Raw genomic sequence first — 26293 nt, 5'->3', positions numbered from 1 at the left:
CAGAGGTTTTTTGGTTAAAATGCCGGCCTTTTCACCACCCATGCCGCTGGAACTGCCGTGAGCAAAGAACCCGATCGTCTATTCGCCCAGCCCCTGGCCCAGGTGCCTGACTTCGCCTTTAACGAGGACGTGGTGCGGGTGTTTCCGGACATGATCAAGCGTTCGGTGCCGGGTTACCCGACCATCGTCGAAAACCTTGGCGTGCTCGCCGCGCAGTTTGCCCAGCCGGGCAGCGTCCTCTACGACTTGGGTTCGTCCCTGGGCGCGGTGACCCAGGCGCTGCGCCGCCATGTGCGCACCGACGGTTGCCGGGTGATTGCGGTGGATAACTCGGCGGCGATGGTCGAACGTTGCCGCGAGTACCTTAACGGCCAGGACTCGATGTTCCAGGAGTTGCTACCGGTTGAAGTGATCGAAGGCGACATCCTCGCCCTGACGTTCCAGCCGGCCTCGGTGGTTGCGCTGAACTTCACCCTGCAATTCATCGCGCCGGATCAACGTACCGCCTTGTTGAGCCGCATCCGCCAGTCCCTGCTGCCCGGCGGTGCATTGATCCTCTCGGAAAAGCTGCGCTTTAACGATGAACAAGAACACGCGCTGCTCAGCGACCTGCATGTGGCGTTCAAGCGCGCCAACGGTTACAGCGAGCTGGAAATCGCCCAGAAACGCAGCGCCATCGAAAACGTCATGAAGCCCGACAGCCTCGAAGAACACCGCGAACGCCTGCTGGCGGCCGGTTTCTCGAAAGTCGTGCCGTGGTTCCAGTGTCTTAATTTTGCCTCGTTGATTGCCCTGCCATGATTGATCTGTCTCCCCTGGCCCGCCATCTGGCCGGCACCCCCCTGGCCGATTGGGCCGCGACGTTGCAAACGCAACTGGACAGCAAAATGGAAAAGGGTCATGGCGACCTGGAGCGCTGGCAGAGCGCCCTCGATGCCTTGCCAGTGCTGCAACCGAGCCGGGTCGACCTGCTGAACGGCCTGACCCTCGACACCGATTGCAGCGACGAAACCCGTGCGCAGATGCGCACCGCGCTGATGGGCCTGTCACCGTGGCGCAAGGGGCCTTTCGACCTGTTTGGCGTGCACGTTGACACCGAATGGCGTTCGGACTGGAAGTGGTCGCGGGTGGCCCCGCACCTGGACCTGACGGGCAAGCGTATTCTCGATGTGGGCTGTGGCAACGGTTATTACATGTGGCGGATGCTCGGCGCCGGGGCCGATACGGTGATCGGCGTCGACCCCAACTGGCTGTTCTTCTGCCAGTTCCAGGCGGTGCAGCGCTACCTCTCGCAGCCCAACGCCTGGCACCTGCCTTTCCCATTCGAGGCCCTGCCGCCGGAGCTGGAAGGCTTCGATACGGTGTTTTCCATGGGCGTGTTCTACCATCGCCGCTCGCCAATCGAGCATTTGCTGGCGCTCAAGGATTGCCTGGTCAAGGGCGGAGAACTGGTATTGGAAACATTGGTGATCGAGGGCGACGAACATCAGGTGCTAGTGCCCGAGGATCGCTACGCGCAGATGCGTAACGTCTGGTTCCTGCCTTCGGTCCCGGCCCTGGAACGCTGGCTGCGCCGCGCCGGGTTCAGCGATGTGCGTTGCGTCGACGTGAGCGTCACGACGGTGGAAGAACAGCGCGGCACTGAGTGGATGAAATATCAGTCGCTGAGCGACTTTCTCGACCCGGCCGACCACAGCAAGACCATCGAAGGCCTGCCTGCGCCGATGCGGGCGGTGATTGTGGCGCGTAAATAACCTCACTTAAGGGGTGTGCCAGTCATTGTGGCGAGGGAGCTTGCTCCCGCTCGGCTGCGCAGCAGTCGTAAAACCTGCCAGCCGGTTTTTTCTGATGCCCGGTGGTGGATGGTTTGAGGCTGCTGCGCAGCCCAGCGGGAGCAAGCTCCCTCGCCACAGGGTCAGTTGTTCAATGTTGGGATTTGGCCCGGCGAGCCTTGAAAAACTCACTCAACATCGCACTGCACTCTTCAGCCAGCACCCCGCCCTCGAACATCACTCGATGATTCAGAAAGCCCTGGCTGAAAAACTGCCCCTGGCTCTGCACGATGCCGGCCTTGGGCTCCAGGGCGCCGTAGACGACCCGGGCGATGCGCGAGTGGACGATGAGGCCGGCGCACATGCTGCAGGGCTCCAGCGTCACATAGAGGGTGCTGCCGGGCAGGCGATAGTTGCTCACGGCCTGGGCGGCGGCGCGGATGGCGACCATTTCCGCGTGGGCGCTGGGGTCATGTCCGCTGATCGGGCAGTTGAAGCCGCGCCCGATGATCTCACCGTCCTGCACCAGCACCGCGCCCACCGGCACTTCCCCCAGGGCCGCGCCTTGTGCGGCGAGGGCCAGGGCTTCACGCATGAAATCCTGGTCACGGCTGCGATCAATGATCCGGGCAGGACGAATCTGGCGCATCACGCCACCTCGATGGCGGCCATCAGGCCGGTTTCCATGTGGTCGATCACATGGCAATGGAACATCCACACCCCCGGGTTATCCGCCACCAGCGCGACTTGCGCCCGCTCGTTCTTGCCCAGCAGATAGGTGTCGGTGAAATACGGGATGACCTTGTGCCGGTTGGAAGCAATCACTTTGAAGCTCATGCCGTGCAAATGGATCGGATGCTGGTACTGAGTCATGTTCTTCAATTCAAAAATGTAACTCTGGCCTTTCTTCAGCGTGGCGATTGGCCGGTCGGCGCAGGTCTTGTCGGTGATGTCCCAGGCCTTGCCGTTGATCTGCCAAAGGCTGGGCGGTTTGCCGTTGTCGACGTTGACCGACACCGAACCGACCCACTCGAAATTGAAGTTGAGTTTCTCGGCATTGGCCAGGTCGGGCTCAGCCACCGGGTTAGGTGGCAGCGCGGGCGGCCACTGGGCCGGCGCTTCGTTGTTGGGCACGGAGCGCAACGTGCCCAGGCGCACCGGGCCATTGCGTAATGACAACTCTTCCCCGGCCGGCGGCGTCTTGATCGCCAGACAAATACGCATGCCCGGCCCCAGCCAGTATTCCTTGCCCAACGGGCGCGGCTCGACCGGGTTGCCGTCCAGGGCGTAGATCTGCGCCTCGACGCCAGGAATGTTGATGCGATAAGTCAGGGTATTGTCCAGGTTCAGCAAGCGTACCCGGGTGATCTGTCCGGCCGGCAGATCAATGACCGGCAGCGACACGCCGTTGATGGTCGACAGACGCCCGGCCGTCCCGCCACGGGCTGCTTCACGGGGAATGCTGAAAGCGACGAACTCGCCTTGCTCATCCACATGCCAGTTCTTCAGGCTCAGGGTCTGCTCGTATTTGAAGCCGGTGGGCTCGCGCTCTTCGACAATCAAGGGCCCGACAAGCCCGCGACCCAGTTCTTCGCTGCTGTTGACGTGGGGGTGATACCAGTAGCTGCCGGCGTCCGGCACGCGGAACTTGTAATCGAAATACTCACCCGGCAGCACCGGCAATTGCGAGACATACGGCACGCCGTCCATCTCCAGCGGCAGCCGGATACCGTGCCAGTGAATGGTGGTCGCCACCGGCAGGTGATTGATGAAGCGCACCCGCAACCATTCGCCCTGGCGCACCCGCAATTCGGTGCCCGGTGCCGACGGACCAAACGCCCAGGCCTGGGTCTTGTGCCCGGCCACCAGCTCGACGTCCAGCGGAGCCGCGATCAACTCATAGTCGTGACCGGCCTCGGCATCGGCCATCTTGCCCAACCAATACCGCGATGCCCCACCTGCACCCACGCCAACGACAACAAGACCGGCCAGGCCACCGAGTATTTGGCGACGGGTAAAGGACATGAACGCAACCACCTTTGAATCTGCGGCGAACCGGCAGGTCCGCAAAAGGCGAATACGATACACCCGCAGATGAGAAACAGTAAGAGCGGTTATGACCAAGGGATGCCATCCTGCTGATGGACAATCTGTGGCGAGGGTATTGATTTCCTTGCCACAGATCGATTACCGCAGGCTCCGGCTCAGGCTTGCAAGCCGGTAATCAGATGCACCACGCCGTTTCCCAGCGTCATCACCCCGGCCACCCCGGCCGCACTCAGCGCTGGCCGGTCGATTCGTTCCACATCTCGCAATTCCACCCGCAGCCGCGTCAATGCCACCGGCTGATGGGATTTGAGGTTATCCACGCCGCCCAGCGCAGCGATGATGGCCGGTGACAGCTCATCAACCGCTGTCGCTGGCCTGGGCTCTTCCGGTACCAGGTCCGGGGTCAGGGCTTTCCAGAATGCCTGTTGCAGTTTGTCGAACATGTTCAATGCTCCATGGCCAGGGTGGCCGGACTGGCCGTGGGTGAATGAATACGCAAGAGGTCGCGCACTTGCTCGGCGCTTTCCTGGCCCAAGGCCTGTTGGGCCAGCGTACGGCATTCGCTAAGATCCCATTCACGCACGCAGGCCTTGATGGCCGGAATCAACGGCACACTGACCGATAGCTCATCCACGCCAAGGCCCAGTAACACCGGCACCGCCAAGGTTTCCGACGCCAGCGCGCCACACACCCCGACCCATTTGCCATGGGCGTGAGCGGCCTCGACCGTCCGGGCAATCAGGCGCAGCACCGACGGATGCAGGCCATCGGCCTGGCTGGCCAAGCGCGGGTGGTCGCGATCCATGGCCAGGGTGTATTGGGTCAGGTCGTTGGTCCCGATGGAGAAGAAATCCACTTCAGGAGCAAACAGGTCGGCCATCAGGGCCGCCGCCGGAACTTCGATCATGATGCCCAGCTTCGGCGTTTGCGGCAGGCCCAGGTTGCGCACTTCTTCGTCCAGCATCTGCCGCGCCACGCGCAACTCCGACAGTTGGGTGACCATTGGCAGCATGATGTGCAGCCGCGTTAGGCCCGAACAGGCGAGAATTGCCCGGAACTGTTCGCGCAACAACTGGGGGCGCTCCAGGCACAGGCGAATACCGCGCATGCCCAAGAACGGATTGGCCTCGCGGGCCATTGGCACATAGGCCAGCGGCTTGTCCCCACCCACATCCAGGGTACGCACCACCAGGTTGCGCTCGGCCCCCAGGGCCCGAGCGACGGCGCTGTACAAGGCCGCTTGCTCGTGATGACCAGGTGGGTGCGCGCGATCGAGGTAAAGCAGTTCGGAGCGCAACAACCCGACACCTTCGCCTCCCAGGGTCATGGCCTGCTCCACGTCCTGTAACGACCCCACATTGGCACTCACCTCGACTCGATGACCATCAAGGGTACGGGCCGCCAAGGCCGATTGTTCAAGGTCACGCCGCTGCCGTCGCAACTGTCGGTCACGGGAGGCCTGGAGTTGTTCAATCCGCATCGGATCTGGATTCAAGTGCAGTTCGCCGCTGTCGGCGTCCAGCAACACCGGGGTGCCGTTGGCGAGGGTCAATACCTGCTCAGGCACACCACACAACGACGGCAGGCCCAGCGCACGGGCCAGGATCGCCACATGGCTGGTAGCACCGCCACCCACCGTGACGAAACCGGCGATTCGCGAGGTGTCCAGGTTGGCGGTCTGGGATGGCGTCAGCTGCGCGGCCACCAGAATCGCCTGCTCGGGCAGATCCCAGACGTGGTCCCGTACGCCGAGAATCAGCTTGAGGACCCGATGCCCGACATCGGACAGGTCCATCGCGCGCTCGGCCAGCAGGGCACTGCCCGATTGCTGGAACTGCCTGGCGGTGGTTTCGGTCGTGGTTTTCCAGGCAAAGGCCGCACTCTTGCCTTCGACGATCAAATTCCGAGCCTGCTCCAGCAAGGTGGGGTCTTCCAGCAACTCCTGATGAGCGCTAAAAATCTGGGCCTGGACGCTGCCCGCACTCTCGCTCTGCAACGCCTTCAATGCCTGGTTCGCCTGGTTCAACGCCTGGTCCAGAAGGGCCTGCTCGGCCTCGATTCCCGCACCTGGCTCTTGCACTTCCAACGTCTGGGTGGCGATCTGCACCACCACGCCCGACACCGAGCCTGGCGAGGCACACACGCCTTGCCAGCGATCAGGCGTGGGCGATTCGACGCACATGGGCACTTCTGGCGTTGGCTGCGCCCGGACGGATTCGCCGCAGCCCGCCAACAATAGTTGCGTCAGTGCCTCAAGCGCCTGTTCGGCCTGTGGACCGGCGGCACTGATCTGCAAACTGTCGCCCTGGCCCGTTTGCAACGCCATGATCGCCACCACGGATTTGGCATTGGCGCTGGCTTGCTGCTTGTGCAAGCAGATGTCCGCATCAAAGCCTTTGGCTGCCTGGGCGAACACCGCAGCGGGACGCGCATGCAGACCGCTGTTATTCGGCAGGATCAGCGCCTTGGAAAACAGCACCGAGCCCTGTTGCGCCTGTGCGTCCTGCCCTTGTGTCCCTTGACTCACCTGCAACAGCGGCTGACCGCTTTCCACACAGGACGACTGGGCCAGTATCAGGATGAAGTCTTCGCCAGTGACCACCAGCATCAACGTCAACAGACTGCGCGCGTGCAAGGCGATGTAGTCGGCATCGAAATCGATCAGTGGTTGCCCGACCTCGACTCGTTGACCTATTTCTACCCGGGAAGTAAAGCCCTTGCCCGCCAGGTTCACCGTGTCCAAGCCGATGTGCATCAACACCTGAACGCCGTTGTCACCGGTGACACTCACCGCATGGGCGCTGTCCTGGAGCGTGCCGACGACACCGGAGAGCGGCGCGCAAAGGGTCTGCGAAGTTGGATCGATGCAGATTCCATCCCCCACTACACGGTTGGAGAAGACCGGATCAGGCACGTTGTCCAAGGGCATCAAGACCCCGGACAACGGTGCGAGCAATTGCAAAGGTTGCGTTGTGTTCATGACTTCACCTGCTGCTGTCTGTTCTTTTCGCATCGCGGGCATGGAAAGTCCACCGACCCGCGCCACACGGGTCATTTCCACCAGTACTCGACCTGCACGCCCACGTTGGAACCATGCCGCGTGCCGCCAAATGCACCGGTGTCGGACAGCGCCGAACCGGCCGCCAATTCATTAGCTGCGCGCTGGGCCGCCGCGTTCCAACTGGCGTAGGTGTAATACAGTCGTACTTCCGGGCGAGCCCAGAATTCCGGGCCCTTGGGCGACCAAGTAGGGGCAAAGGTGAATTTGCTCAGCTTGCGCGTTCCATCACTGGCCTGCACTTGATCATGACCCAGTTCGGCCACCAGCTTGAACTGATCAGTGATGGCGTAGGCCGGGCGAACCCCCAACGACAGCCAGTCCTGGTCGGCACCCTCGGGGCGAATGTCCTTCTGGTACACCGCCTGCACTTGCCCGCCGAAACGCGGCGTGATCTGCCAATCGAAAAACTCCACCAGACGATAGCTTTTGTTGCTGTCGTCCAGCCCGGTGTCGCCGGTATAACCCAGCCCGGTGCCGGGCCCTTCGCCATATTGCAAGGCCAGTTTATTCTTGCCGCCAAGGAAGCCCTGCTGCACATGCTGGGCGGTCAAGGCCCAACCGCGATGAGCGTCGCGACGATTCGCTTGGTCGATGAAGCTCACGCCGAACTCCAGCTCGCCACCGGGGTTGGTATCGAAGCCCCCGACGTTGAAATCATGCCGGTTGACCGGATCTTTCTGGTACAGGTTGTCCTTGCGCGAAAAGGCGTAGCTGTATTTCAGCCCGCCGATCAACACGTCCTCGATTCCGGCCCCGGTGGCGCTCTGGTTCCAGTAGTAGAAATCGGAAATATGGATGTCGTTACGTTTGTAGTAACGCCGACCGGCCCAGAGCGAGCCTCCGTTCAGGCTGGGCATGTTCGACCACTGGGCATACATCTGCGGCATCCGTGCCGCACCGTTTTCGCCCTGGAAAGTCGGCGTGCGGTCGTAACGGTTATACAGCGACGCCATGCCATCCACGCTCAGCACCGAGCCATCGTCGAGGGTGAAAAGATCCTGGCGCAGCTCCAGTTCGCCATATTGTTCGCACTCGTTGCCCAATCGGTATTTGCTTTGCGCCCCGGGCAACTGGAAACAGGATTGGGAGCGGCCATTGGTGGCGCTGCCGACGCCACTGCGCAGGTAGCCGGAGAACTCCAGAGCCTGGGCCGGGAATGGCAATGTCAGGCAGATACAAGACACCGCAAGTCCACGATTTATTGTTGTTTTCATATGCCGCCCTTTCTTTTTTATTGTTTTTTGATGCACTTCAATCTGCCTTCGCCTGCCAACAAATGGACGACAAAGGGCACACGGTGCGTCGAGCGCAACGTGGTCGCTATCAAGCAATGCGTCGTCAGAAATGACGTTTATTCAGTCGCTCAGGTGCAACACAAACGACTCGTAGGGGCGTAGGAACAATCGTCGCTCACGGTGTTGGCGGTCGTAGTTGCCGATCACCCATCGTTGCTTCGTGCCTCCGGAGAGAATCCCTTCGGGCAACTGGACTTCGCAGTCGCCACCATAAAAGTGGCTGACGACCAGCAGGCGCTCGCCTTGCCCTTCGCGCAGGTACGCCCACACATGGGGATGCTCGGGCAGTAGCAGGCGATAGACCCCGTCCTGGATCAGCGCTTCGCTGCGGCGCAGGGCAATCAAGCGACGGTAGTAATGCAGCACCGAGGTCGAGTCTTGCAGTTGCTGCTCGACGTTGATGAAGGCCGCATTGTCGGGTACGTCGATCCAGGGTTGGGCATGGCTGAAGCCGGCGTTCGGCCCGGCAGTCCATTGCATCGGCGTGCGCCCGTTGTCGCGGGACTTTTGCATGATCGGCGCCATGGCCTCGGCTTCAGGCACACCGGCGTTGCGCTTGAGGCGGTAGATGTTCAGGGTTTCCACATCGCGGTATTGATCGATGTGATCGAAGCCCGGATTGGTCATCCCCAGTTCCTCGCCCTGGTACACGAAGGGCGTGCCCTGGAGAAAGTGCAGCGCGGTGGCGAGCATCTTCGCCGAGACCACCCGATACTCTCCGTCATGGCCGAAACGCGATACCACCCGCGGCTGATCGTGGTTACACCAGAACAGTGCGTTCCAGCCGCCACCGGCCTGCATGCCGATCTGCCAGTCGGAAAGGATGCGCTTGAGTTCAAGAAAGTCGAAGTCGGCCCGCACCCACTTTTGCAGGTTCGGGTAATCCACTTTCAAATGATGGAAGTTGAAGGTCATCGACAACTCCCGTGAGTCCGGGCACGAGTAACGAATGCAGTGTTCAAGGTTGGTGGACGACATCTCGCCGACGTTGATCAGGTCGAAACCATCGAAGACTTCCCGGTGCATGTCCTGCAGATAGCGGTGTACGTTCGGGCCATCGGTATAGAAACGTCGGCCATCGGTGTGATCGTCAGGAAAGTCGGCCGGCTTGGAGATCAGATTGATCACATCGAGACGGAAACCACCCACGCCCTTGTCCCGCCAGAAGCGCATCATCTTGAACACTTCGGCGCGCACCTGAGGGTTGTCCCAATTCAGATCGGCCTGGGTGTGGTCGAACAGGTGCAAGTAATACTGCCCGGTCTGCGCTTCGTACTCCCAGGCAGAACCACCGAATTTTGACTCCCAACTGTTGGGCTGGTCGCGCCAGATATAGAAATCACGGTATGGGTTGTCGAGGCTGCTGCGGGCGGCCTGGAACCAGGGATGCTCGATGGAAGTGTGGTTGACCACGATATCGAGCATCAGCTTGATGCCGCGCCTGTGGGCTTCGGCAATCAACAACTCGCAATCGGCCATGGTGCCGTAGCTGGGGTCAATGGCGTAGTAATCGCTGATGTCGTAGCCATTGTCCCGTTGTGGGGAACGCAGGAAAGGGGTGAGCCACAGGTAATCCACACCCAGCCAGTGCAGGTAGTCGAGCTTGTCCACGACGCCCAGCAAATCACCGGTTGCCTGGCCGCCATGGCTGTAGAAACTCTTCGGATAAATCTGGTAGATCACTGAGCGTTGCCAGTCTTGCATGGCGAGATTCCTTCAGTCTGTTTGCTACTGATCCGGGGGCCTCATCGCGGGCCAGCCCGGATCTCACAAGTGTCAGGCGACCCGATATCCCGGCCGGACGATCTTCATGCTCAATGCACAGGTCAGGGCAAAGGGCACGCTCATGGCGATGACCATGCCGATCACGAACATCGGTATGGCGTCGGGAACGATTGAAATGAAACCCGGCAAGCCTCCTACGCCAATGGCCGAAGCCTTGATCTTGTTCAACGAGAGGAAAATGCAGCCCAGGGCCGAGCCGGCCAAGGCGCAGTAAAAGGGGAATTTGTAGCGCAGGTTGACCCCGAACATCGCAGGTTCCGTGATGCCGAAGTAAGCGGAAATCGCCGAGGTGGACGCCATGCTCTTGTCCCGGACATTGCGGGTCATGTAGAACACCGCCAGCGCCGCGCTACCCTGGGCCAGGTTGGACATGACGATCATCGGCCAGATAAAGGTCCCGCCCTGGGTCGAGATCAACTGAAGGTCCACCGCCAGGAACATGTGGTGCATGCCGGTGACCACCAGTGGCGCATAGAGCAGGCCGAAAATCGCGCCGCCAATCACTGGCGCCAGGTCGAACAACGCCACCATGCCTTCGGTGATCAGGATCCCGAGGTGCCGGGTGACCGGCCCAATGATAGCGAGGGCCAGCACCCCGGTGACCACGATGGTGGTGATGGGAATCACCAGCAGCTGGATGGCGTTGGGCACCCTGGCACGCAACCACTTCTCGATCACGCTCATGACATAGGCCGCGAGCAGGATCGGCAGGATCTGCCCCTGATAGCCGACTTTTTCGATCCGGAACCAGCCGAAGATATCGAAATAGGGCAGGCTCTGGCCGTCCAGTCCCGCCACGGCCTTGCCGTAGTTCCAGGCGTTGAGCAGGTCCGGGTGGACCAGCATCAGGCCCAGCACGATGCCGAGGATTTCACTGCCGCCAAAACGCTTGGCCGCCGACCATCCCACCAGGGCCGGAAGAAAGACGAAGGACGTGTTGGCCATCAGGTTGATCAGGCTCCAGACACCGTCCAGGTTCGGATACGCGTCGAGCAACGTCTGGTCGGCAATGAACATGCCCTTGGCGCCCAGCAGGTTGTTGACGCCCATCAACAGACCGGCGATCACCAGTGCGGGCAGGATCGGCATGAACACGTCGGAAAGCACACGTACCAGGCGCTGCATGCCGTTGCCCTTCTGCGCGCCCTGGCGCTTGACGTCGGCAATGGTCGCGGCCGCAAGGCCAGTCAGTTCCCGCAGGGCAGCGTAGACCTTCTCCACTTCGCCCGGCCCGATGACCACCTGGAACAGCCCGCCGGTAAAAAACGAGCCCTTGACCAGGTCAATCTGGTTCAGCGCGGCGCTGTCCACCCGCGCGGCGTCCTTGAGGGACAGGCGCAGGCGCGTCACGCAATGGGCGGCCTGCTCGATATTGTCGACGCCACCGAGGCTTTGCAGCAGCTCACTGGCGATTTTGGGGTAGTCGTGGCTCATGCTTTTTTCTTCCGCGTCATTCTTGTTATTGAGAGTCGACAGCACGTGGAAGAGAAAGTACTCGTCTGTACGAGTTAAATCAACAACTCGTACAGACGAGTTTTGAAATTGTTTATGATACCTCCTGATAAAACAGGAAACGTCCTACGCTCCTGCCATCAAATAACGACAGCCGAATGGACAACTCCCCCACTTGCCCCTTAAGGTTCCGCCCCGGTGAACAGCGCGGCACAGAGCCATTTCCATGAGTAAATACAATCAGATCTACAACGATCTGCTGACCAGCATTACCACCGAACGCCTGGAGCGTGGCGCCCGCTTGCCTTCGGAAACCGAACTGATGGACAGCTACCAGGCCAGTCGCGGCACCGTGCGCAAGGCCATCGAACAGCTTCAGGAACGTGGTTTTGCGCAGAAGATCCATGGCAAGGGCACCTTTGTGCTGTCGACCTCTCCCATCGAGTTCCAACTCGGCGGGATCGTCAGTTTCCAGGAGACGTACCCACGCCTGGGCGACGATGTCAGCACCGATGTGGTCGAGTTCACTCAACTGCCGTTGGAAGGCGCCCTGCTCGAGCACATCAAGGCCCCCGTCGGCAGCCCGATCACACGCATCAAGCGGGTACGGCGAATCGATGGCAAACGGGTGATCCTGGACATCAACCATTTCGTCAGCGACGTGATCCCCGGCCTGACCCGCGACATAGCCGTGCAGTCGATCTACGCCTTCATCGAACAGACCCTGCAGCTACAAATCGCCTATGCCCAGCGCACCATCGAAGCGGTCCGCTGCGGTAAGGACGACCAGCAACACCTGGACCTCGACGGCCAGAGCCACGTCATCGTGGTCAGCAACCAGACCTTTCTCCAGGACGGCCGACAGTTCGAGTACACCGAATCGCGGCATACCCTGGATAAGTTCTATTTTTCGGATGTGGCGCGGCGCTGAAGTCGTGTGCAATCCCCGTTCAGCGACGCCACAAGCATGTCACCCAACCAAAGCTTCCAACTCTTTGGAAGCCATGCCCGGTAACCGTCGGCCTTCTTTCGCAACGTTGACCTGCAAGGCCACCTGGGCCACGGCCAACACGTTCTTGGTCAGCGAATAGCTGCCCTTGGCCTGCAGCCAGGTCAGAACGTCCGCCAAGTGCCAGATAGACGCACTCCCCTCATGCACGGGCGTCGGGAAGCTGCCCGGATGAGCCAACATCAGCTTGCGCATGTTTTGCCGAGATACACCGACGATCTCGGCTACGTCGGTCAGCCCGACTAAATCAGGTGCAACCTCGATCAGTCTGGCCGATGGCACGGCGCGGCGAACGTCGCCCAGCGCACTAAGCACGGCCTCAACTGCATCAGGCGCATCGCGAGTGAACTCAAGCGCCAGCCGCCCCGGCTGCCCGATGCCTACCAAGGCATCGTCGCAGCCCGCTTCACCCAGCCGCTCGACCAGTTCATCCGGGGTGCAACCATCGTCAGCAAGCTGATATTTCAAGGTAAAGGTAAATTCCATTGTTCTATTCCTTAGCATCGTAATCCGCACCGCGCCGATTGCGATGCGTCGAGCAATTGTCCACGACGCGTCGCAACGCTCGCGCATGGTTGCCAGGATTCTTCGGCGTGCTCCATATCGATGTGATGCAGAACTCGCCACAACGGCACTCCACGTCGTTGTACGGGCAATAAACCCGTTCCCAGGCGTGACCGCCGCCAACTTCTATGCGCCACCCGCGCCCTTCGGCATGCCTGAGCGCGTCTTCGATCTCTTTCTTCGGGTGCGTTGGACGAATCATCCGTGATCTCCAGTATTCGCATGACCCGCAGAGTTGTCAGATGACAACCTTCCCTTCTTTCAAGCAGCCGCACACAGCAACGTCTCAAAAAGGCGCGGTTGGTTTACCGAAAGACCGCTTCCGTAAGCCCTTCCGACTCAATCCACAGCCTCGCAGCAACGCCCGTATCCAGTGCTTGCGGAGGTATCTTGGCAACGGCCGGATAACCGCGTGTTTCGCTGAGCCTGTCCGGGCCGTAATAGACACCGCCTTGAGCCTGCGTTGAAGTCGCGGCGAAGAGGGTCGGCAACGCCCCCTGCGCTGCCGGCTGGAACAGGAACCACATGTACCGACGAGCCATACCCGGAACGCTCCATGCACCGGCGCCATTGGGCAGCAGATCGGTGCGCGAGATGCCAGGATGGGCAGCGACGCTCTGGATGCCCCAGCCCGCAGCATCGCTGCGGCGTTGCAATTCAAGGGCGAACATCAGGCAAGCGAGTTTCGATTGACTGTAAACCGGCATCGGCTTGTAGCTGCGCTGAGCTTGCAGATCATCAAAGTTGATCGTGCCGCTTCGGGCGGCGACGCTTGAAAGACTGACCACCCGTGGCTTGTTACCCTTGCGCAACAGCGGCAGCAGTTGGGCGGTCAAGGCGAAGTGCCCCAAGTGGTTCGTGCCGAACTGCAACTCGAATCCGTCGCAAGTCACCTGACGCTTCGGCGGCGCCATCACTGCCGCGTTGTTGATCAGCAAGTCCAGGCTGTCGCGCGAACTCCGCAGGCTCTCGCCGAACGCCTCGATGGATTCGAGGCTGGCGAGATCCAGAGCCTCGAAAGTCACATTCGCGCCGGGAACACTTTGGCGAATCTGATTGACTGCTGCTGCCCCTTTCGACCGATTTCGGCCTGCGATGATGACATTCGCACCGGCACGGGCCAGCGCCAGCGCGTCCTGGAACCCAAGGCCGCCAGTACCGGTGACGACCGCCGTACGGCCGCGTTGGGAAGGGATATCGGAAACTGTCCAGTGAGTCATGATCCTTGCCTGCCGAGGAGTGGGAACGTACACTAGGTGCACATAAATATGCACTTAGTGCTAAAACTTAATGCACTTAGTGCATAAATGCAACAGGCCATCGAAAATGTCAGAAACCCTCCCTCCCGCAGGTGCAGCCCCCACAGAAGGCTTGCGGGAACGCAAGCGCCGCGAAACACGTCAGCGCATCGCCGAGGCCGGCCAACGCTTGTTCCTCGCCAACGGTTACGAAGGCACAACGCTGGACACCATCGCGGCAGCGGCTGGCATTTCGCGCCGCACGTTTTTCTCGTACTTCAAATCGAAGGACGACATCATCTTGTTCTGGCAGGACGCCGATTCGGCCAGACTGATTGCCGACCTGCTGAAGACATCGCCCGACGTACCGCCACTCGATGCTGTTCGCGATGTGATGGTCAAGCACATCGCGCGCTATACGACCGAGCAGATGACAGCCGTGGACAATCTCATGCGTTCGAGCGAATCGCTTCTTGCACGCAAGCAGGCGTACTACGCGGAACAGGAGCAAGCGCTGTTCAATACGCTGTGTGAGGTCTGGCGGCAGCCTGAGCGGCGGCTGGCCCTTCGGATGGTGGCTGTGGTGTCCGTCGGTGCGATGAGACTCGCGCTTCAGGCGTGGCGGGATCAGACCGGCCAGCGAAAGCCGGTGGCCGAGTTCCTGCAGGACGCCTTTGACAGTTTGAGAACAGAGCTTTGACTGTGGCGACGAGGCGTTTGCGGTTGGCCATTGAGACCGGACGCGGCAGAACTGCCGCGTCCGGTTCGGGAAGAGCCCCGGCGCACGCCGGGGCCATACTGCGAGGTCATACGGCCAGTGTGGAGGCCACCCTCTCCTCGGCGGCATCTTCCGGCCCATCGTCATCGCTCAGCATGTGGCGCCGCTGCTCGGCGTACTCGGCCTTGTTGTAGACCGAGCGCGAAGAACGTCCGTCCTCAGCTTTCGTGACGTACCTTTTTAATCAATACATTACAGCGGCTTTTCGATAGCCTGCGGTTGACCCCAAAGGACCTGATTTCACTCCCACTCAATCGTCGCCGGCGGCTTGCTCGACACGTCATAAGTCACGCGAGAGATGCCTTCGATTTCATTGATGATGCGTCCGGAAACGGTTTCCAGCAGCTCGTACGGCAGATGCGCCCAGCGAGCGGTCATGAAGTCGATGGTTTCCACAGCGCGCAGGGCGACGACCCAGGCGTAGCGACGGCCATCGCCGACCACGCCAACCGATTTCACCGGCTGGAACACCACGAACGCCTGGCTGACCTTGTGGTACCAGTCGGCCTTGCGCAGTTCTTCGATGAAGATGTGGTCGGCGCGACGCAGCAGGTCGGCGTATTCCTTCTTCACTTCACCGAGGATCCGCACGCCCAGGCCCGGGCCTGGGAATGGGTGGCGGTAGACCATGTCGTACGGCAGGCCCAGTTCCAGGCCGAGGCGACGTACCTCGTCCTTGAACAGTTCGCGCAGCGGCTCGACCAGCTTGAGGTTCATCTCTTCCGGCAGGCCACCGACGTTGTGGTGGGACTTGATCACGTGGGCCTTGCCGCTCTTGGCGCCGGCCGACTCGATCACGTCGGGGTAAATGGTGCCTTGAGCCAGGTACTTGATGTTGTCCAGCTTGCAGGATTCGGCATCGAATACGTCGATGAAGGTGCGGCCGATGATCTTGCGCTTCTTCTCCGGGTCGGACTCGCCGGCCAGGTTGTTCAGGAACTGCTCTTCGGCGTTGGCGCGGATCACCTTGACGCCCATGTTCTCGGCGAACATGGCCATCACTTGCTCACCTTCGTGCAGGCGCAGCAGGCCATTGTCGACGAAGACGCAGGTCAGTTGGTCGCCGATGGCCTTGTGCAGCAGCGCGGCAACCACCGAGGAGTCCACGCCGCCGGACAGGCCGAGCAGTACGTTGTCGGTGCCGACCTGGGCGCGAACCTGGGCGATGGCGTCTTCAGCGATCTTCGACGGAGTCCACAGGGCCTCGCATTCGCAGATGTCGAGGATGAAGCGCGACAGGATGCGGCCGCCCTGCTTGGTGTGGGTCACTTCCGGGTGGAACTGTACGCCGTAGTAACGGCGATCATCGTTGAACATGCCGGCAATCGGGCAGCTCGGGGTGCTGGCCAGGATGTGGAAGTCTTCCGGCATCTTGGTGACCTTGTCACCGTGGCTCATCCACACGTCGAGGCCGAACAGGCCGTCGGCGTCGATGTGGTCTTCGATGCCGTCCAACAGGCGGCTCTTGCCGACCACGTCGACGCGGGCATAACCGAACTCACGCAGGTCGGAGCCTTCTACCTTGCCGCCCAGCTGCTCGGCCATGGTCTGCATGCCGTAGCAGATACCGAAGACCGGCACGCCGAGGTCGAACACCGCTTGCGGGCAGCGCGGGCTATCGGCTTCGTGCACGGACTCCGGGCCGCCGGCGAGGATGACGCCTTTAGGCGCGAATTCGCGAATCGCTTCGTCATCCATGTCGAACGGATGCAATTCGCAGTACACACCGATTTCACGCACGCGGCGGGCGATCAGCTGGGTGTACTGGGAACCGAAGTCGAGGATCAGGATGCGGTGAGCGTGAATGTCGAGGGCCATGACTCATTCTCATGTAGTGAATCAGAAACAACTCGGGGCTGAATGAACAGCCCCGGTGATTAACGTTTTACTGAAGGCCTTAACCTACTCGGTAGTTCGGCGCTTCCTTGGTGATCTGCACGTCGTGGACATGGGACTCGGCCATGCCGGCGCCGGTGATGCGGACGAACTCCGGCTTGGTGCGCATCTCGTCGATGTTGGCGCTGCCGGTGTAGCCCATGGAAGAACGCAGGCCGCCCATCAGTTGATGGATGATGGCGCTCAGGGTGCCTTTGTACGGCACGCGACCTTCGATGCCTTCAGGCACCAGCTTCTCGGCGCCTGCGGAGGAGTCCTGGAAGTAACGGTCGGAGGAGCCCTGGGCCTGGGACATGGCGCCCAGCGAGCCCATGCCGCGGTAAGCCTTGTAACTGCGGCCCTGGAACAGTTCGATCTCGCCCGGCGCTTCTTCAGTACCGGCGAACATCGACCCCATCATCACGCAAGAGGCCCCGGCGACGATGGCCTTGGACAGGTCACCGGAGAACCGGATGCCGCCGTCGGCGATCAACGGTACGCCTGTGCCTTCAAGGGCAGCGGCGACGTTGGCGATGGCGCTGATTTGCGGCACGCCGACACCGGCAACAATGCGGGTGGTGCAGATCGAGCCAGGACCGATACCGACCTTGACTGCATCGGCGCCAGCTTCGGCCAGGGCCTTGGCGGCAGCGCCGGTGGCGATGTTGCCGCCGATCACCTGCACGTCAGGGAAGTTCTGCTTGACCCAGCGAACGCGGTCGATCACGCCTTTGGAGTGACCGTGGGCGGTGTCGACCACCACCACGTCGACGCCGGCATTGACCAGGGCCGCGACGCGGTCGCCGGTGTCCTTGCCGGTGCCGACCGCAGCGCCTACGCGCAGACGACCCTGGTCGTCCTTGCTGGCCAGCGGATAAGCCTTGGCTTTTTCGATGTCATTGACGGTCATCATGCCCTTGAGGGCAAACTTGTCGTCGACGATCAGCACGCGTTCGATGCGGTGTTTGTGCAGCAACTCGCGAACTTCGTCCTTGCCGATGCCTTCCTTGACCGTGACCAGACGCTCTTTAGGCGTCATCACCTGGCGAACGGTGGCGTCCAGACGGTTCTCGAAACGCACGTCGCGGGAGGTGACGATGCCGACCAGGTCGCCATCGTGCAGCACCGGAACGCCGGAGATGTTGTGCATGCGGGTCAGTTCGAACAGATCACGGACCGTGGCGTCAGCCTCGATGGTGATCGGGTCCTTGACCACGCCAGCCTCGAACCGCTTGACCTTGCGCACTTCGGCGGCCTGCTGTTCGATGGTCATGTTCTTGTGGATGATACCGATACCGCCTTCCTGGGCCATGGCAATGGCCAGACGGGCTTCGGTCACGGTGTCCATGGCGGCGGAAACCAGCGGAATATTCAGCTCGATGCCACGGGTAAGACGGGTTTTGAGACTGACTTCGTTAGGCAGTACCTCGGAATAACCAGGCACTAAGAGAATGTCGTCGAAGGTCAGAGCTTCTTGGCTGATACGCAGCATCGCGGGGGCTCCCGAGCGGGAAAATGGAAGCGCGCCATTATACTCATGGACCCCCTCTGGCTCAATGTAAAACTCTGTCTATTATTGCCTGGCTGATCGATGGGCTAAATCAATGCCTGACCGCCTGCATCTATCCCTGTGGGAGCGGGCTTGCTCGCGAAAGCGGTGGATCAGCTACCTATATGCAGAATGACACACCGCCTTCGCGAGCAAGCCCGCTCCCACAGGGGTTATTGCGGCGCCCTTACAACTCCACCTTCACCCAACTCACCGACTGATCCAGCCAGTCGGCGAACTCGTCGATAAAGTCCTGCTTGAACCCCGCCTCGAGCCAGTTGTTGAAGATGAACCCCAGATTGGAAAAGCCACACGGCTGCAGGAACAGGAACCCGTTGATGTCATCTTCATGCCCACACTCGGGACAAGTGAAGTTATCGGTGCGGGCAGGCATCCACTCTTCCAGGCTTTCGAACAGCGCCTCGCCGATCTCCTTGCGGCATTCGGCGCAGCCCGCTTCCTCGAGAAAGCCTTTGGCCGGGGTATAGATGCAGCGCTTGGTGATGATTTCCAAGCCATTGACCGGCTCGCCAAACGGCAAGGCTTCAGGGTGCATGACCACCTCGCGGGCGCCAGGGGCGATGGCGTGGGCCATGCGATTGCCGGTACGCCCGCAGGTGGTCAGTTGTTCTTCGACGATATTCTTGCGGACCAGCCAGCGCACAACCGCCCGGGCCCGAGGCTCGTGGACCGGCAAGGAGGAAATTTTCGGGACGATGATGCTTTGCGAATTCATGGGACATCCTGCGGTGAATCTACCGGTGGCGACGAGCAAAGCCCGCGCCCACCTGGAACCTATGGGCAATGGAGCATTGTACCGCGCCCATTCCCGGAAGGTTTTGCGGTGAACATGGAGATTGAGCAGCGAATGCCCTTATCATGCGGCCCATGATTAAAGATCCCTTTGCCCGACTGGGCCTGGACCGCGAGGTCCTGACTGTCAGCCAGCTCAACGGCCGTGCGCGGGTGTTGCTTGAAGACGTGTTCAGCAACATCTGGGTCGAGGGCGAAATCTCCAACCTTGCCCGGCCCGCTTCTGGCCATGTGTATTTCACCCTCAAGGACAGCGGCGCCCAGGTGCGTTGCGCACTGTTCCGGCAAAATGCCGCGCGGGTGCGTCAGGCCCTCAAAGACGGGCTGGCGGTGAAAGTACGCGGCAAGGTCTCACTGTTCGAGGGCCGCGGCGACTATCAGCTGATTCTCGACACCGTGGAACCGGCGGGCGATGGCGCCCTGCGCCTGGCCTTCGATGCGCTGAAGGAAAAGCTCAGCGCCGAAGGTCTGTTCAGCGCCGAACGCAAGGTGCCGCTGCCGGCCCATCCGCAACGCATCGGCATCATCAGTTCGCCCACCGGCGCGGTGATCCGCGACATCATCAGCGTCTTCCGCCGCCGTGCGCCGCAGATTTCCCTGACGCTGATCCCCACCGCCGTACAGGGCCGCGAAGCCACTGCGCAAATCGTCCGCGCGCTGAAGCTGGCGGATGCCCGGGGGTTCGATGCGCTGATCCTGGCCCGGGGTGGCGGTTCGCTGGAAGACTTGTGGTGCTTCAACGAAGAAGCCGTGGCCCGGGCCGTGGACGCCTGCGTCACGCCGATCGTCAGCGCCGTCGGCCATGAAACCGATGTGTCCATCAGCGATTTCGTCGCTGACGTGCGCGCTCCGACCCCGTCCGCCGCTGCCGAACTGCTGGCCCCCGATGCCGGCGACCTGGTGCGCCGGGTCGAAAGCCTGCACCGGCGGCTGGTGATGCGCATGCGCGACCGCCTGATGCGCGATCAACTGCGCCTCGAAGGCCTCACCCGCCGCCTGCGTCATCCTGGTGAACGCCTGCGCCAGCAAGCCCAGCGTCTCGACGACCTGGACATGCGCATGCGCCGGGCCTTCGAGCGCAGCCTCAATACCCGCCGCGAACGCCTGATCCGCCTGGAAACCCGCCTGGCCGGGCAACATCCGGGGCGGCAACTGGCACTGCTGCGCCAGCGCCTGGACAGCCTCGCCTCGCGCTTGCCCCGTGCGATGCGTGAAGGGCTCAAAGCCCGACGCGTGCAGCTGCACAACCAGATGCAGACGCTGCACATTGTCAGCCCCCTGGCGACCCTCGGCCGGGGCTACAGTATTTTGCTGGACGAACGCGGCCAGGCGATCCGCAGCGCCGGGCAGACCCAAACCGGCCAGCGCCTGACTGCGCGGCTCGGTGAAGGCGAACTGCTGGTGCGGGTCGAAGACAATCACCTGACGCCGGTCACCCTTTCTCTATTGGATTGATTCATGCTGCGATATCTCGCCCCATTGCTTTTGCTGTGCCTGACCTTCAACGCCAACGCCGACAGTTACATCACCCGCCTGCTGAACAAACCGGTGCCCGGCGGCGTAGCCGTGGTGGACCTGGGCAGCGCGGCCCAGCCGCCAAAAGCCAGTTACCAGGGCAAACCGGTGCTGGTGGTCAAGGAAAAGGACAACTGGCTGGCGATTGTCGGCATCCCGCTGACGGTCAAGCCCGGCACCCAGCAGATCAGCAGTGGCGGCAGCACTCAGCCGTTCGTGGTCGGCTATAAAAAGTACCCCGAGCAACACATCACGCTGAAGAATAAGCGCCAGGTCAATCCAAATCCGGCGGACCTCAAACGCATCAACGCCGAACTGGCCGTGCAACTGAAGGCGTATCGCAGCTTCAGCCCGAACATCCCCAGCAACCTGCTGCTGGACAAGCCGGTCAACGGTCCGATGTCGAGCAAGTTCGGCGTGCGGCGCTTCTTCAACGGCGAAGAACGCAACCCCCACGCCGGCCTGGACTTCGCCGTCCCCGCCGGCACACCCATCAAGACCCCGGCCGCAGGCAAGGTGATCCTCACCGGCAATTACTTCTTTAATGGCAACACCGTATTCGTCGATCATGGCCAGGGTTTCATCAGCATGTTCTGCCACATGTCGAAGATCGACGTGAAGGTCGGCCAGCAGCTCAAGCGCGGCACAGTCGTCGGCAAAGTCGGCTCCACGGGGCGGGCGACCGGGCCACACATGCACTGGAACATCAGCCTGAACGATGCGCGGGTGGATCCGGCGATTTTTATCGGGGCATTCCAGCCCTGAGTTTTTGCGGTGAAGCTGCCGGCCTCATCGCGAGCAGGCTCGCTCCCACATGGGGATCTCTGGTGAACCCAGCATTTGCACCACCAGAGATCCTGTGGGAGCGAGCCTGCTCGCGATGACGGCAGACGCCTCACCACCATCCTGTGAATTGCCAAGCTCAAAACATCGACGCAATTTCCAAGATCAACACCTCTAATATGCGCGATTAAATCTCGCAAACCAGTCTAAAAACAGAACTTATCTCAATTTTTCCCGACTGCTTGCGATCCGCCCTCCGCGCGGTTAGGGTTGAAGGCATGAAAACCTCTCACACCCTCATTCAGCTTCGCCAGCACCGCAGCCTGTGCCTCGTCAGCGCACGACTGCCAGGCTGAATCGCGGCACCTCGTTCCGGCTGTAAGCCACCCCCGTACGAACCACCGGCAGGCCGCCTTTTTCCGGCCACGACAATAAAAGGATTCCCAGATGAGCATGCTCAAAGACCCGTCTTCCAAGTACCGCGCGTTCCCGACCATCAACCTGCCGGATCGCACCTGGCCATCGAAGACCATCACCGCCGCGCCGATCTGGTGCAGCTCCGACCTGCGTGACGGCAACCAGTCGCTGATCGAGCCGATGGACGCCGCCAAGAAGCTGCGTTTCTGGAAAACCCTGGTCGCCGTGGGCGTGAAGGAAATCGAAGCGTCGTTCCCGGCGGCTTCGCAGACCGACTTCGACTTCGTGCGCACCCTCATCGAAGAAGGCCACATCCCGGACGACACCACCATCCAGGTGCTGACCCAGGCCCGTGAAGACCTGATCGCCCGCACGTTCGAATCTCTGCGCGGTGCGAAAAAAGCCATCGTTCACCTGTACAACGCCACCAGCCCGTCGTTCCGCCGCATCGTGTTCAATCAGGACAAGGAAGGCGTGAAGGAAATCGCGGTGAACGCGGCCAAGCTGTTCGTCAAATACGCCGCGCAACAGCCAGAAACCCAGTGGCAGTTCGAATACTCGCCAGAAACCTTCAGCGCCACCGAGCTGGAGTTCGCCAAGGAAGTCTGCGACGCGGTGATCGAGGTCTGGAACCCGACGCCTGAGCGCAAGGTCATCCTCAACCTGCCGGCCACCGTGGAAGTTGCCACTCCGAACGTCTACGCCGACCAGATCGAATGGTTCGGTCGCAACATCACCCGTCGCGACAGCGTGCTCATCAGCCTGCACACCCATAACGACCGTGGCACCGGCGTAGCCGCCACTGAACTGGGCCTGATGGCCGGCGCCGACCGTGTCGAAGGCTGCCTGTTCGGCAACGGCGAGCGCACCGGTAACGTCGACCTGGTGACCGTCGCGCTGAACCTCTACACCCAGGGCATCAACCCTGAGCTGGATTTCTCCGACATCGACGGCGTGCGCAAAGTGGTCGAAGAGTGCAACCAGATCCCGGTGCACCCGCGCCACCCGTACGTGGGCGACCTGGTTCACACCGCATTCTCCGGCTCGCACCAGGATGCGATCCGCAAGGGTTTCGCCCAGCAGAAACCGGACACCCTGTGGGAAGTGCCGTACCTGCCGATCGACCCGGCCGACATCGGCCGCAGCTACGAGGCGGTGATCCGGGTCAACAGCCAATCGGGCAAAGGCGGGATCGCCTACCTGCTGGAGCAGGAATACGGCATCAGCCTGCCACGTCGCATGCAGATCGAGTTCAGCCAGGTGGTGCAGCGCGAAACCGATCGCCTGGGCCTGGAAATGACCGCCCAGCAGATCCATGCCCTGCTCCACAGCGAATACCTGCAAGCCAACACCCCGTACGCGCTGGTCAGCCATCGTCTGCAGGAAGAAAACGGCAACAGCGCCGTGGAAGTCGAAGTGGCCAGCAAGGGCCAGGGCGAGACCAACCTGCACTGGCGCGGCAAGGGCAACGGCGCGCTGGAAGCGTTGGTGGCCGGCCTGCCGATTCCGGTGGAGATCATGGACTACAACGAACACGCCATCGGCGCCGGCACCAACGCCAAGGCTGCGGCGTACATCGAGCTGCGGGTCAACGGTGAGCGCGCGGTCCACGGCGTGGGCATCGATGAGAACATCACCACCGCCAGCTTCAAGGCCCTGTTCAGCGCGCTGAACCGCTCCTTGAGCCAGCCGGAAGCCAAAGCGGCTTGATGGTTTAGCTGAAATGCAAAAGGCCCCGAGGTGTGAACCCTGGGGCCTTTTTGTTTGGCTGATGTTTTGTGCTGGCTGTTTCGGCCTCATCGCGAGCAGGCTCGCTCCCACATTGGAATCGCAGCCCCGCACCCTGTGGGAGCGGGCTTGCTCGCGAAGGCGCCCTACCAGATGGCCGAGATGTCAGGCATGGGTATCGATCGAAACAGTCATCGCCTGCAGCAAAGCGGCCTGCAAGGTCTGCAATGTGGCCTGGGTGGCCATGATCTGGGTCTGGATCGCCATGGTCTCTTGGGCTTTCTGCTCCTGGTTGGCCTGGCTTTTCTGCACGCGAGCCAACTGGGCTTGCTGCTCGGCCAGCAGCTTTTCAGTCTGCTCTATCTGTTTTTTTAGCTGTTCGATGACATCGCCACTGCCGCTGGCCGGAGCGCCAGCGATGTTCGCGCCACTGGTGTCAACTTTCAACTGGCGGTCTTTGTCTGCGCCGGCGTCAGTCGATACTGCCGAGCTGACCGCTGCTTCATCTTCCGCACCCTTGATAGAAACCTTGGGTGCAGAGAGTGGGTATGGATTTACCGTGATTGCGCTGATACTGGTCATAGGGGGACTTCTCCTTGGCTGCCCCGGTTATCGGCCACCATCAGCGCGTCTGAAGGGCTGAATCGTTTCAATCAGATGAATTCGAACGTGTCGGCATCCAGGTTCGCCGGAAAGCGTGTGCGATATGCCGCCAGGTCCGCCGCATTCAAACACACGGTGAACACCCCGTCGGCCTCACCGGCGCTGAGCAGGGTTTCGCCCTGGAAGTCCAACACCTGACTGTCACCGGTATAGGCAAAGCCCTTGCCGTCGTGGCCGATGCGGTTTACCGCTGCCACGTAACACAGGTTCTCGATTGCCCGGGCCGGCAACAGACGATTCCAATGCTGGCGCCGCGCGCCGGGCCAGTTGGCGGTGTACAGCAACAGATCAGTGTCCTCGGCGTCACGGCTCCACACCGGGAAACGCAGGTCATAGCAAATCAGCGGACGGATGCGCCAGCCGTTGAGTTCGAACAGCACCTGGCGCTCGCCCGGCGTGTAGTGATTGTGCTCACCAGCCATGCGGAACAGATGACGCTTATCGTAATGCAGCACTTCGCCGTCCGGTCGCGCCCAGAGCAGACGATTGCGATGGCTGCCGTCGGCGGCCTGGATAATCACACTGCCGGTGATCACCGCTTCGAGCTTCGCTGCCTGAGCCTGGAGCCACTTGTGTGAAGGACCGTTTTCCGGCTCAGCCAAGGTCTCGGACTCCATGGAGAAACCTGTGGTGAACATCTCCGGCAGGATAATCAGGTCCGCCCCGCGCGCCTGCGCAAGCAAGCTCTCAAAATGTTCCAGGTTGGCCTGGCGATCGTGCCAGGCCAGGGTGGTCTGGATCAGCGCCACATTGAGGTTGGGCAAGGCACTCAGATCACGCATAGTTTTTCCGCCGCTTCGCGCAGCGTCTCCTCGCGTTTGGCAAAGCACAGGCGCACCAGGCGCTGGCCTTCGGGTGGGTTCTGGTAGAACACCGAGACAGGGATCGTCGCCACGCCGTGCTCACGGGCCATCCAGATTGCCATGTCGACGTCATTGAGGTCCGGGCGGATCTGCGAGTAGTCCACCAACTGGAAATAAGTGCCGGGCACCCGCCTGAAACTAAAGCGCGAAGGGGTCAGCAAGTCACAGAACAGGTCACGCTTGGCCTGGTAGAAGTCCGGCAGCTCTTCGACGTGTTCCGGGTGATCGGCCATGTAGTCGGCCAGGGCGTACTGCAACGGCGTCACGCCGCAGAAGCTGACGTACTGATGCACCTTGCGCAGTTCCGCCGTCAGGGCGGGTGGCGCCACCACGTAGCCGGTTTTCCAGCCAGTGACGTGGTAGGTCTTGCCGAACGAACTGACCACAAAGGCCCGCCGGTACAGTTCTTCATGGGCCAGGACACTGGCGTGGGCGACGCCGTCGAACACCAGGTGTTCGTAAACCTCGTCACTGATCAGGTAAATGTCGCGGTCGCGAATCAAGGCCGCCAACTGGTCGAGCTCGGCGCGGCTGATCAGGGCGCCACTGGGGTTGTGCGGCGTGTTGAGAATGATCATGCGCGTACGCGGGCTCAAGGCTTCGCCGAGCTTCTGGAAATCGATGGCGAAATCATCCAGGCCCAATTGCACATGCACGCAACGGCCACCGGCCAACTCGACGGCAGGTTCATAGCTGTCGTAGCAAGGGTCGAACACAATCACTTCGTCGCCGCTGTGAACCACGGCCGCGATGGCGCAGAAAATCGCCTGGGTCGCACCGGGGGTCACGGTCACTTCCTGGTCGGCATCAACGCTGACGCCATAGCTGCGGGCAATCTTCGCCGCAATCTGCTGGCGCAGCGCCGGCAAACCGGTCATGGGCGAGTACTGGTTATGACCTTGGGCCACATGCCGGCCGACTGCATCGCGCAGGGCCTGCGGACCATCGAAATCGGGAAACCCCTGAGACAGATTGAGCGCGCCGGTCTGCGCGGCGAGTTGGGACATCTGGGTGAAGATAGTGATGCCGACATTCGGCAACTTGCTGGTGATCATTGGGGTTCCCTGCGTCTACACCCGGCTCT

At 61.3% G+C, this 26293-nt stretch carries 23 protein-coding genes; 7 read left to right on the top strand and 16 right to left on the bottom strand.

Annotation, left to right across the window (positions count from 1 at the left end; genetic code table 11):
• Positions 1-57 precede the first annotated feature (57 nt).
• Both cmoA and cmoB read left to right on the top strand, forming a co-directional pair.
• Positions 58-801, top strand: a complete 744-nt coding sequence (gene cmoA / locus BM132_RS06315; protein ID WP_092454076.1) for a carboxy-S-adenosyl-L-methionine synthase CmoA — start codon at positions 58-60, stop codon at positions 799-801.
• A complete protein-coding gene (cmoB, locus tag BM132_RS06310) occupies positions 798-1754 on the top strand; it encodes a tRNA 5-methoxyuridine(34)/uridine 5-oxyacetic acid(34) synthase CmoB (protein WP_092402651.1) in 957 nt (318 codons plus the stop codon). Before cmoA ends, cmoB begins: the two co-directional genes overlap by 4 nt.
• Positions 1755-1923: 169 nt before the next feature.
• Here cmoB and tadA read toward each other — a convergent pair whose 3' ends face one another.
• From tadA to treP, 7 genes are all read right to left on the bottom strand, one after another.
• Complete coding sequence (gene tadA, locus BM132_RS06305; protein WP_092454074.1) at positions 1924-2421, bottom strand: tRNA adenosine(34) deaminase TadA; 498 nt, start codon at positions 2419-2421, stop codon at positions 1924-1926.
• Complete coding sequence (locus BM132_RS06300; RefSeq protein WP_092454072.1) at positions 2421-3797, bottom strand: multicopper oxidase family protein; 1377 nt, start codon at positions 3795-3797, stop codon at positions 2421-2423. Before BM132_RS06300 ends, tadA begins: the two co-directional genes overlap by 1 nt.
• 179 nt (positions 3798-3976) lie before the next feature.
• Positions 3977-4264: a PTS sugar transporter subunit IIB gene (locus BM132_RS06295; protein ID WP_092454070.1), complete on the bottom strand. Its 288-nt coding sequence runs from the start codon at positions 4262-4264 to the stop codon at positions 3977-3979.
• Between the two features lie 2 nt (positions 4265-4266).
• The gene (gene ptsP / locus BM132_RS06290; RefSeq protein WP_092454068.1) at positions 4267-6801 is read right to left on the bottom strand and encodes a phosphoenolpyruvate--protein phosphotransferase; all 2535 of its coding nucleotides are present in this window, start codon (positions 6799-6801) and stop codon (positions 4267-4269) included.
• A 71-nt stretch (positions 6802-6872) separates the two neighbouring features.
• Complete coding sequence (locus BM132_RS06285) at positions 6873-8096, bottom strand: maltoporin (RefSeq protein WP_092454066.1); 1224 nt, start codon at positions 8094-8096, stop codon at positions 6873-6875.
• Positions 8097-8237: 141 nt separating this feature from the next.
• Entirely contained in the window at positions 8238-9881 is a 1644-nt protein-coding gene (gene treC / locus BM132_RS06280; RefSeq protein WP_092454064.1) for an alpha,alpha-phosphotrehalase, read from the bottom strand.
• A 72-nt stretch (positions 9882-9953) separates the two neighbouring features.
• Positions 9954-11396 (bottom strand): PTS system trehalose-specific EIIBC component, encoded by a 1443-nt coding sequence (treP, locus tag BM132_RS06275; RefSeq protein ID WP_092454062.1) that lies wholly within the window; start codon positions 11394-11396, stop codon positions 9954-9956.
• 244 nt (positions 11397-11640) lie between these two features.
• On the opposite strand from treP, the gene treR reads away from it, so the two are divergent.
• Positions 11641-12345, top strand: coding sequence for a trehalose operon repressor (treR, locus tag BM132_RS06270; protein WP_092454060.1), 705 nt, complete (start codon positions 11641-11643; stop codon positions 12343-12345).
• A gap of 39 nt (positions 12346-12384) precedes the next feature.
• Here the strand turns inward: treR and BM132_RS06265 are convergent, their stop codons facing one another.
• From BM132_RS06265 to BM132_RS06255, 3 genes are all read right to left on the bottom strand, one after another.
• Positions 12385-12909: a helix-turn-helix transcriptional regulator gene (locus tag BM132_RS06265; protein WP_092402635.1), complete on the bottom strand. Its 525-nt coding sequence runs from the start codon at positions 12907-12909 to the stop codon at positions 12385-12387.
• Positions 12910-12913: 4 nt separating this feature from the next.
• A complete protein-coding gene (locus BM132_RS06260) occupies positions 12914-13189 on the bottom strand; it encodes a hypothetical protein (RefSeq protein WP_092454058.1) in 276 nt (91 codons plus the stop codon).
• Between the two features lie 103 nt (positions 13190-13292).
• Positions 13293-14207, bottom strand: coding sequence for an SDR family oxidoreductase (locus BM132_RS06255; RefSeq protein ID WP_092454056.1), 915 nt, complete (start codon positions 14205-14207; stop codon positions 13293-13295).
• A gap of 106 nt (positions 14208-14313) precedes the next feature.
• On the opposite strand from BM132_RS06255, the gene BM132_RS06250 reads away from it, so the two are divergent.
• On the top strand, positions 14314-14925 hold the full coding sequence (locus BM132_RS06250) for a TetR/AcrR family transcriptional regulator (protein WP_092402629.1): 612 nt from the start codon (positions 14314-14316) through the stop codon (positions 14923-14925).
• 318 nt (positions 14926-15243) lie between these two features.
• Here the strand turns inward: BM132_RS06250 and guaA are convergent, their stop codons facing one another.
• From guaA to BM132_RS06235, 3 genes are all read right to left on the bottom strand, one after another.
• Positions 15244-16821 carry a glutamine-hydrolyzing GMP synthase gene (gene guaA / locus BM132_RS06245; RefSeq protein ID WP_047227488.1) on the bottom strand — a complete coding sequence of 526 codons (1578 nt, stop codon included), beginning with the start codon at positions 16819-16821 and terminating at the stop codon, positions 15244-15246.
• 79 nt (positions 16822-16900) lie between these two features.
• Positions 16901-18370 carry an IMP dehydrogenase gene (guaB, locus tag BM132_RS06240; RefSeq protein ID WP_092402627.1) on the bottom strand — a complete coding sequence of 490 codons (1470 nt, stop codon included), beginning with the start codon at positions 18368-18370 and terminating at the stop codon, positions 16901-16903.
• A gap of 244 nt (positions 18371-18614) precedes the next feature.
• Positions 18615-19163 carry a sugar ABC transporter ATPase gene (locus BM132_RS06235; RefSeq protein ID WP_092454054.1) on the bottom strand — a complete coding sequence of 183 codons (549 nt, stop codon included), beginning with the start codon at positions 19161-19163 and terminating at the stop codon, positions 18615-18617.
• Positions 19164-19315: 152 nt separating this feature from the next.
• Here BM132_RS06235 and xseA point away from each other — a divergent pair, with 152 nt between their 5' ends.
• From xseA to leuA, 3 genes are all read left to right on the top strand, one after another.
• Positions 19316-20695, top strand: a complete 1380-nt coding sequence (gene xseA, locus BM132_RS06230) for an exodeoxyribonuclease VII large subunit (protein WP_092454052.1) — start codon at positions 19316-19318, stop codon at positions 20693-20695.
• Positions 20696-20698: 3 nt separating this feature from the next.
• Positions 20699-21520 (top strand): peptidoglycan DD-metalloendopeptidase family protein, encoded by an 822-nt coding sequence (locus BM132_RS06225; protein WP_092454050.1) that lies wholly within the window; start codon positions 20699-20701, stop codon positions 21518-21520.
• Positions 21521-21985: 465 nt separating this feature from the next.
• A complete protein-coding gene (gene leuA / locus BM132_RS06215; protein WP_047227484.1) occupies positions 21986-23665 on the top strand; it encodes a 2-isopropylmalate synthase in 1680 nt (559 codons plus the stop codon).
• Positions 23666-23848: 183 nt separating this feature from the next.
• Here leuA and BM132_RS06210 read toward each other — a convergent pair whose 3' ends face one another.
• The 3 genes from BM132_RS06210 to BM132_RS06200 all read right to left on the bottom strand — a co-directional run bounded on the left by BM132_RS06210 (position 23849) and on the right by BM132_RS06200 (position 26264).
• Positions 23849-24265, bottom strand: coding sequence for a hypothetical protein (locus BM132_RS06210; protein ID WP_092454046.1), 417 nt, complete (start codon positions 24263-24265; stop codon positions 23849-23851).
• 71 nt (positions 24266-24336) lie between these two features.
• Positions 24337-25128 (bottom strand): amidohydrolase, encoded by a 792-nt coding sequence (locus BM132_RS06205; RefSeq protein ID WP_092454469.1) that lies wholly within the window; start codon positions 25126-25128, stop codon positions 24337-24339.
• Positions 25116-26264, bottom strand: a complete 1149-nt coding sequence (locus tag BM132_RS06200; RefSeq protein ID WP_092454044.1) for a pyridoxal phosphate-dependent aminotransferase — start codon at positions 26262-26264, stop codon at positions 25116-25118. The genes BM132_RS06205 and BM132_RS06200 overlap by 13 nt, the downstream gene beginning before the upstream one ends.
• Between the last annotated feature and the right edge of the window lie 29 nt (positions 26265-26293).

Origin of the sequence: Pseudomonas sp. NFACC45 (assembly GCF_900113505.1) — a bacterium.
Classification (GTDB): Bacteria; Pseudomonadota; Gammaproteobacteria; order Pseudomonadales; family Pseudomonadaceae; genus Aquipseudomonas; species Aquipseudomonas tehranensis.
Note: the sequence above shows the minus strand (reverse complement) of the source record. Positions and strands in the feature narration are given on the sequence as shown.

Coding starts and splice junctions, on each gene's coding strand:
- cmoB (WP_092402651.1), top strand. CDS start 798: ATGATTGATCTGTCTCCCCTGGCCCGCCATCTGGCCGGCACCCCCCTG.
- BM132_RS06250 (WP_092402629.1), top strand. CDS start 14,314: ATGTCAGAAACCCTCCCTCCCGCAGGTGCAGCCCCCACAGAAGGCTTG.
- tadA (WP_092454074.1), bottom strand. CDS start 2,421: ATGCGCCAGATTCGTCCTGCCCGGATCATTGATCGCAGCCGTGACCAG.
- BM132_RS06295 (WP_092454070.1), bottom strand. CDS start 4,264: ATGTTCGACAAACTGCAACAGGCATTCTGGAAAGCCCTGACCCCGGAC.
- treC (WP_092454064.1), bottom strand. CDS start 9,881: ATGCAAGACTGGCAACGCTCAGTGATCTACCAGATTTATCCGAAGAGT.
- ptsP (WP_092454068.1), bottom strand. CDS start 6,801: ATGAACACAACGCAACCTTTGCAATTGCTCGCACCGTTGTCCGGGGTC.
- BM132_RS06235 (WP_092454054.1), bottom strand. CDS start 19,163: ATGAATTCGCAAAGCATCATCGTCCCGAAAATTTCCTCCTTGCCGGTC.
- treR (WP_092454060.1), top strand. CDS start 11,641: ATGAGTAAATACAATCAGATCTACAACGATCTGCTGACCAGCATTACC.
- xseA (WP_092454052.1), top strand. CDS start 19,316: ATGATTAAAGATCCCTTTGCCCGACTGGGCCTGGACCGCGAGGTCCTG.
- BM132_RS06200 (WP_092454044.1), bottom strand. CDS start 26,264: ATGATCACCAGCAAGTTGCCGAATGTCGGCATCACTATCTTCACCCAG.
- BM132_RS06285 (WP_092454066.1), bottom strand. CDS start 8,096: ATGAAAACAACAATAAATCGTGGACTTGCGGTGTCTTGTATCTGCCTG.
- leuA (WP_047227484.1), top strand. CDS start 21,986: ATGAGCATGCTCAAAGACCCGTCTTCCAAGTACCGCGCGTTCCCGACC.
- treP (WP_092454062.1), bottom strand. CDS start 11,396: ATGAGCCACGACTACCCCAAAATCGCCAGTGAGCTGCTGCAAAGCCTC.
- guaA (WP_047227488.1), bottom strand. CDS start 16,821: ATGGCCCTCGACATTCACGCTCACCGCATCCTGATCCTCGACTTCGGT.
- BM132_RS06255 (WP_092454056.1), bottom strand. CDS start 14,207: ATGACTCACTGGACAGTTTCCGATATCCCTTCCCAACGCGGCCGTACG.
- BM132_RS06210 (WP_092454046.1), bottom strand. CDS start 24,265: ATGACCAGTATCAGCGCAATCACGGTAAATCCATACCCACTCTCTGCA.
- BM132_RS06205 (WP_092454469.1), bottom strand. CDS start 25,128: ATGCGTGATCTGAGTGCCTTGCCCAACCTCAATGTGGCGCTGATCCAG.
- BM132_RS06265 (WP_092402635.1), bottom strand. CDS start 12,909: ATGGAATTTACCTTTACCTTGAAATATCAGCTTGCTGACGATGGTTGC.
- guaB (WP_092402627.1), bottom strand. CDS start 18,370: ATGCTGCGTATCAGCCAAGAAGCTCTGACCTTCGACGACATTCTCTTA.
- BM132_RS06225 (WP_092454050.1), top strand. CDS start 20,699: ATGCTGCGATATCTCGCCCCATTGCTTTTGCTGTGCCTGACCTTCAAC.
- BM132_RS06260 (WP_092454058.1), bottom strand. CDS start 13,189: ATGATTCGTCCAACGCACCCGAAGAAAGAGATCGAAGACGCGCTCAGG.
- BM132_RS06300 (WP_092454072.1), bottom strand. CDS start 3,797: ATGTCCTTTACCCGTCGCCAAATACTCGGTGGCCTGGCCGGTCTTGTT.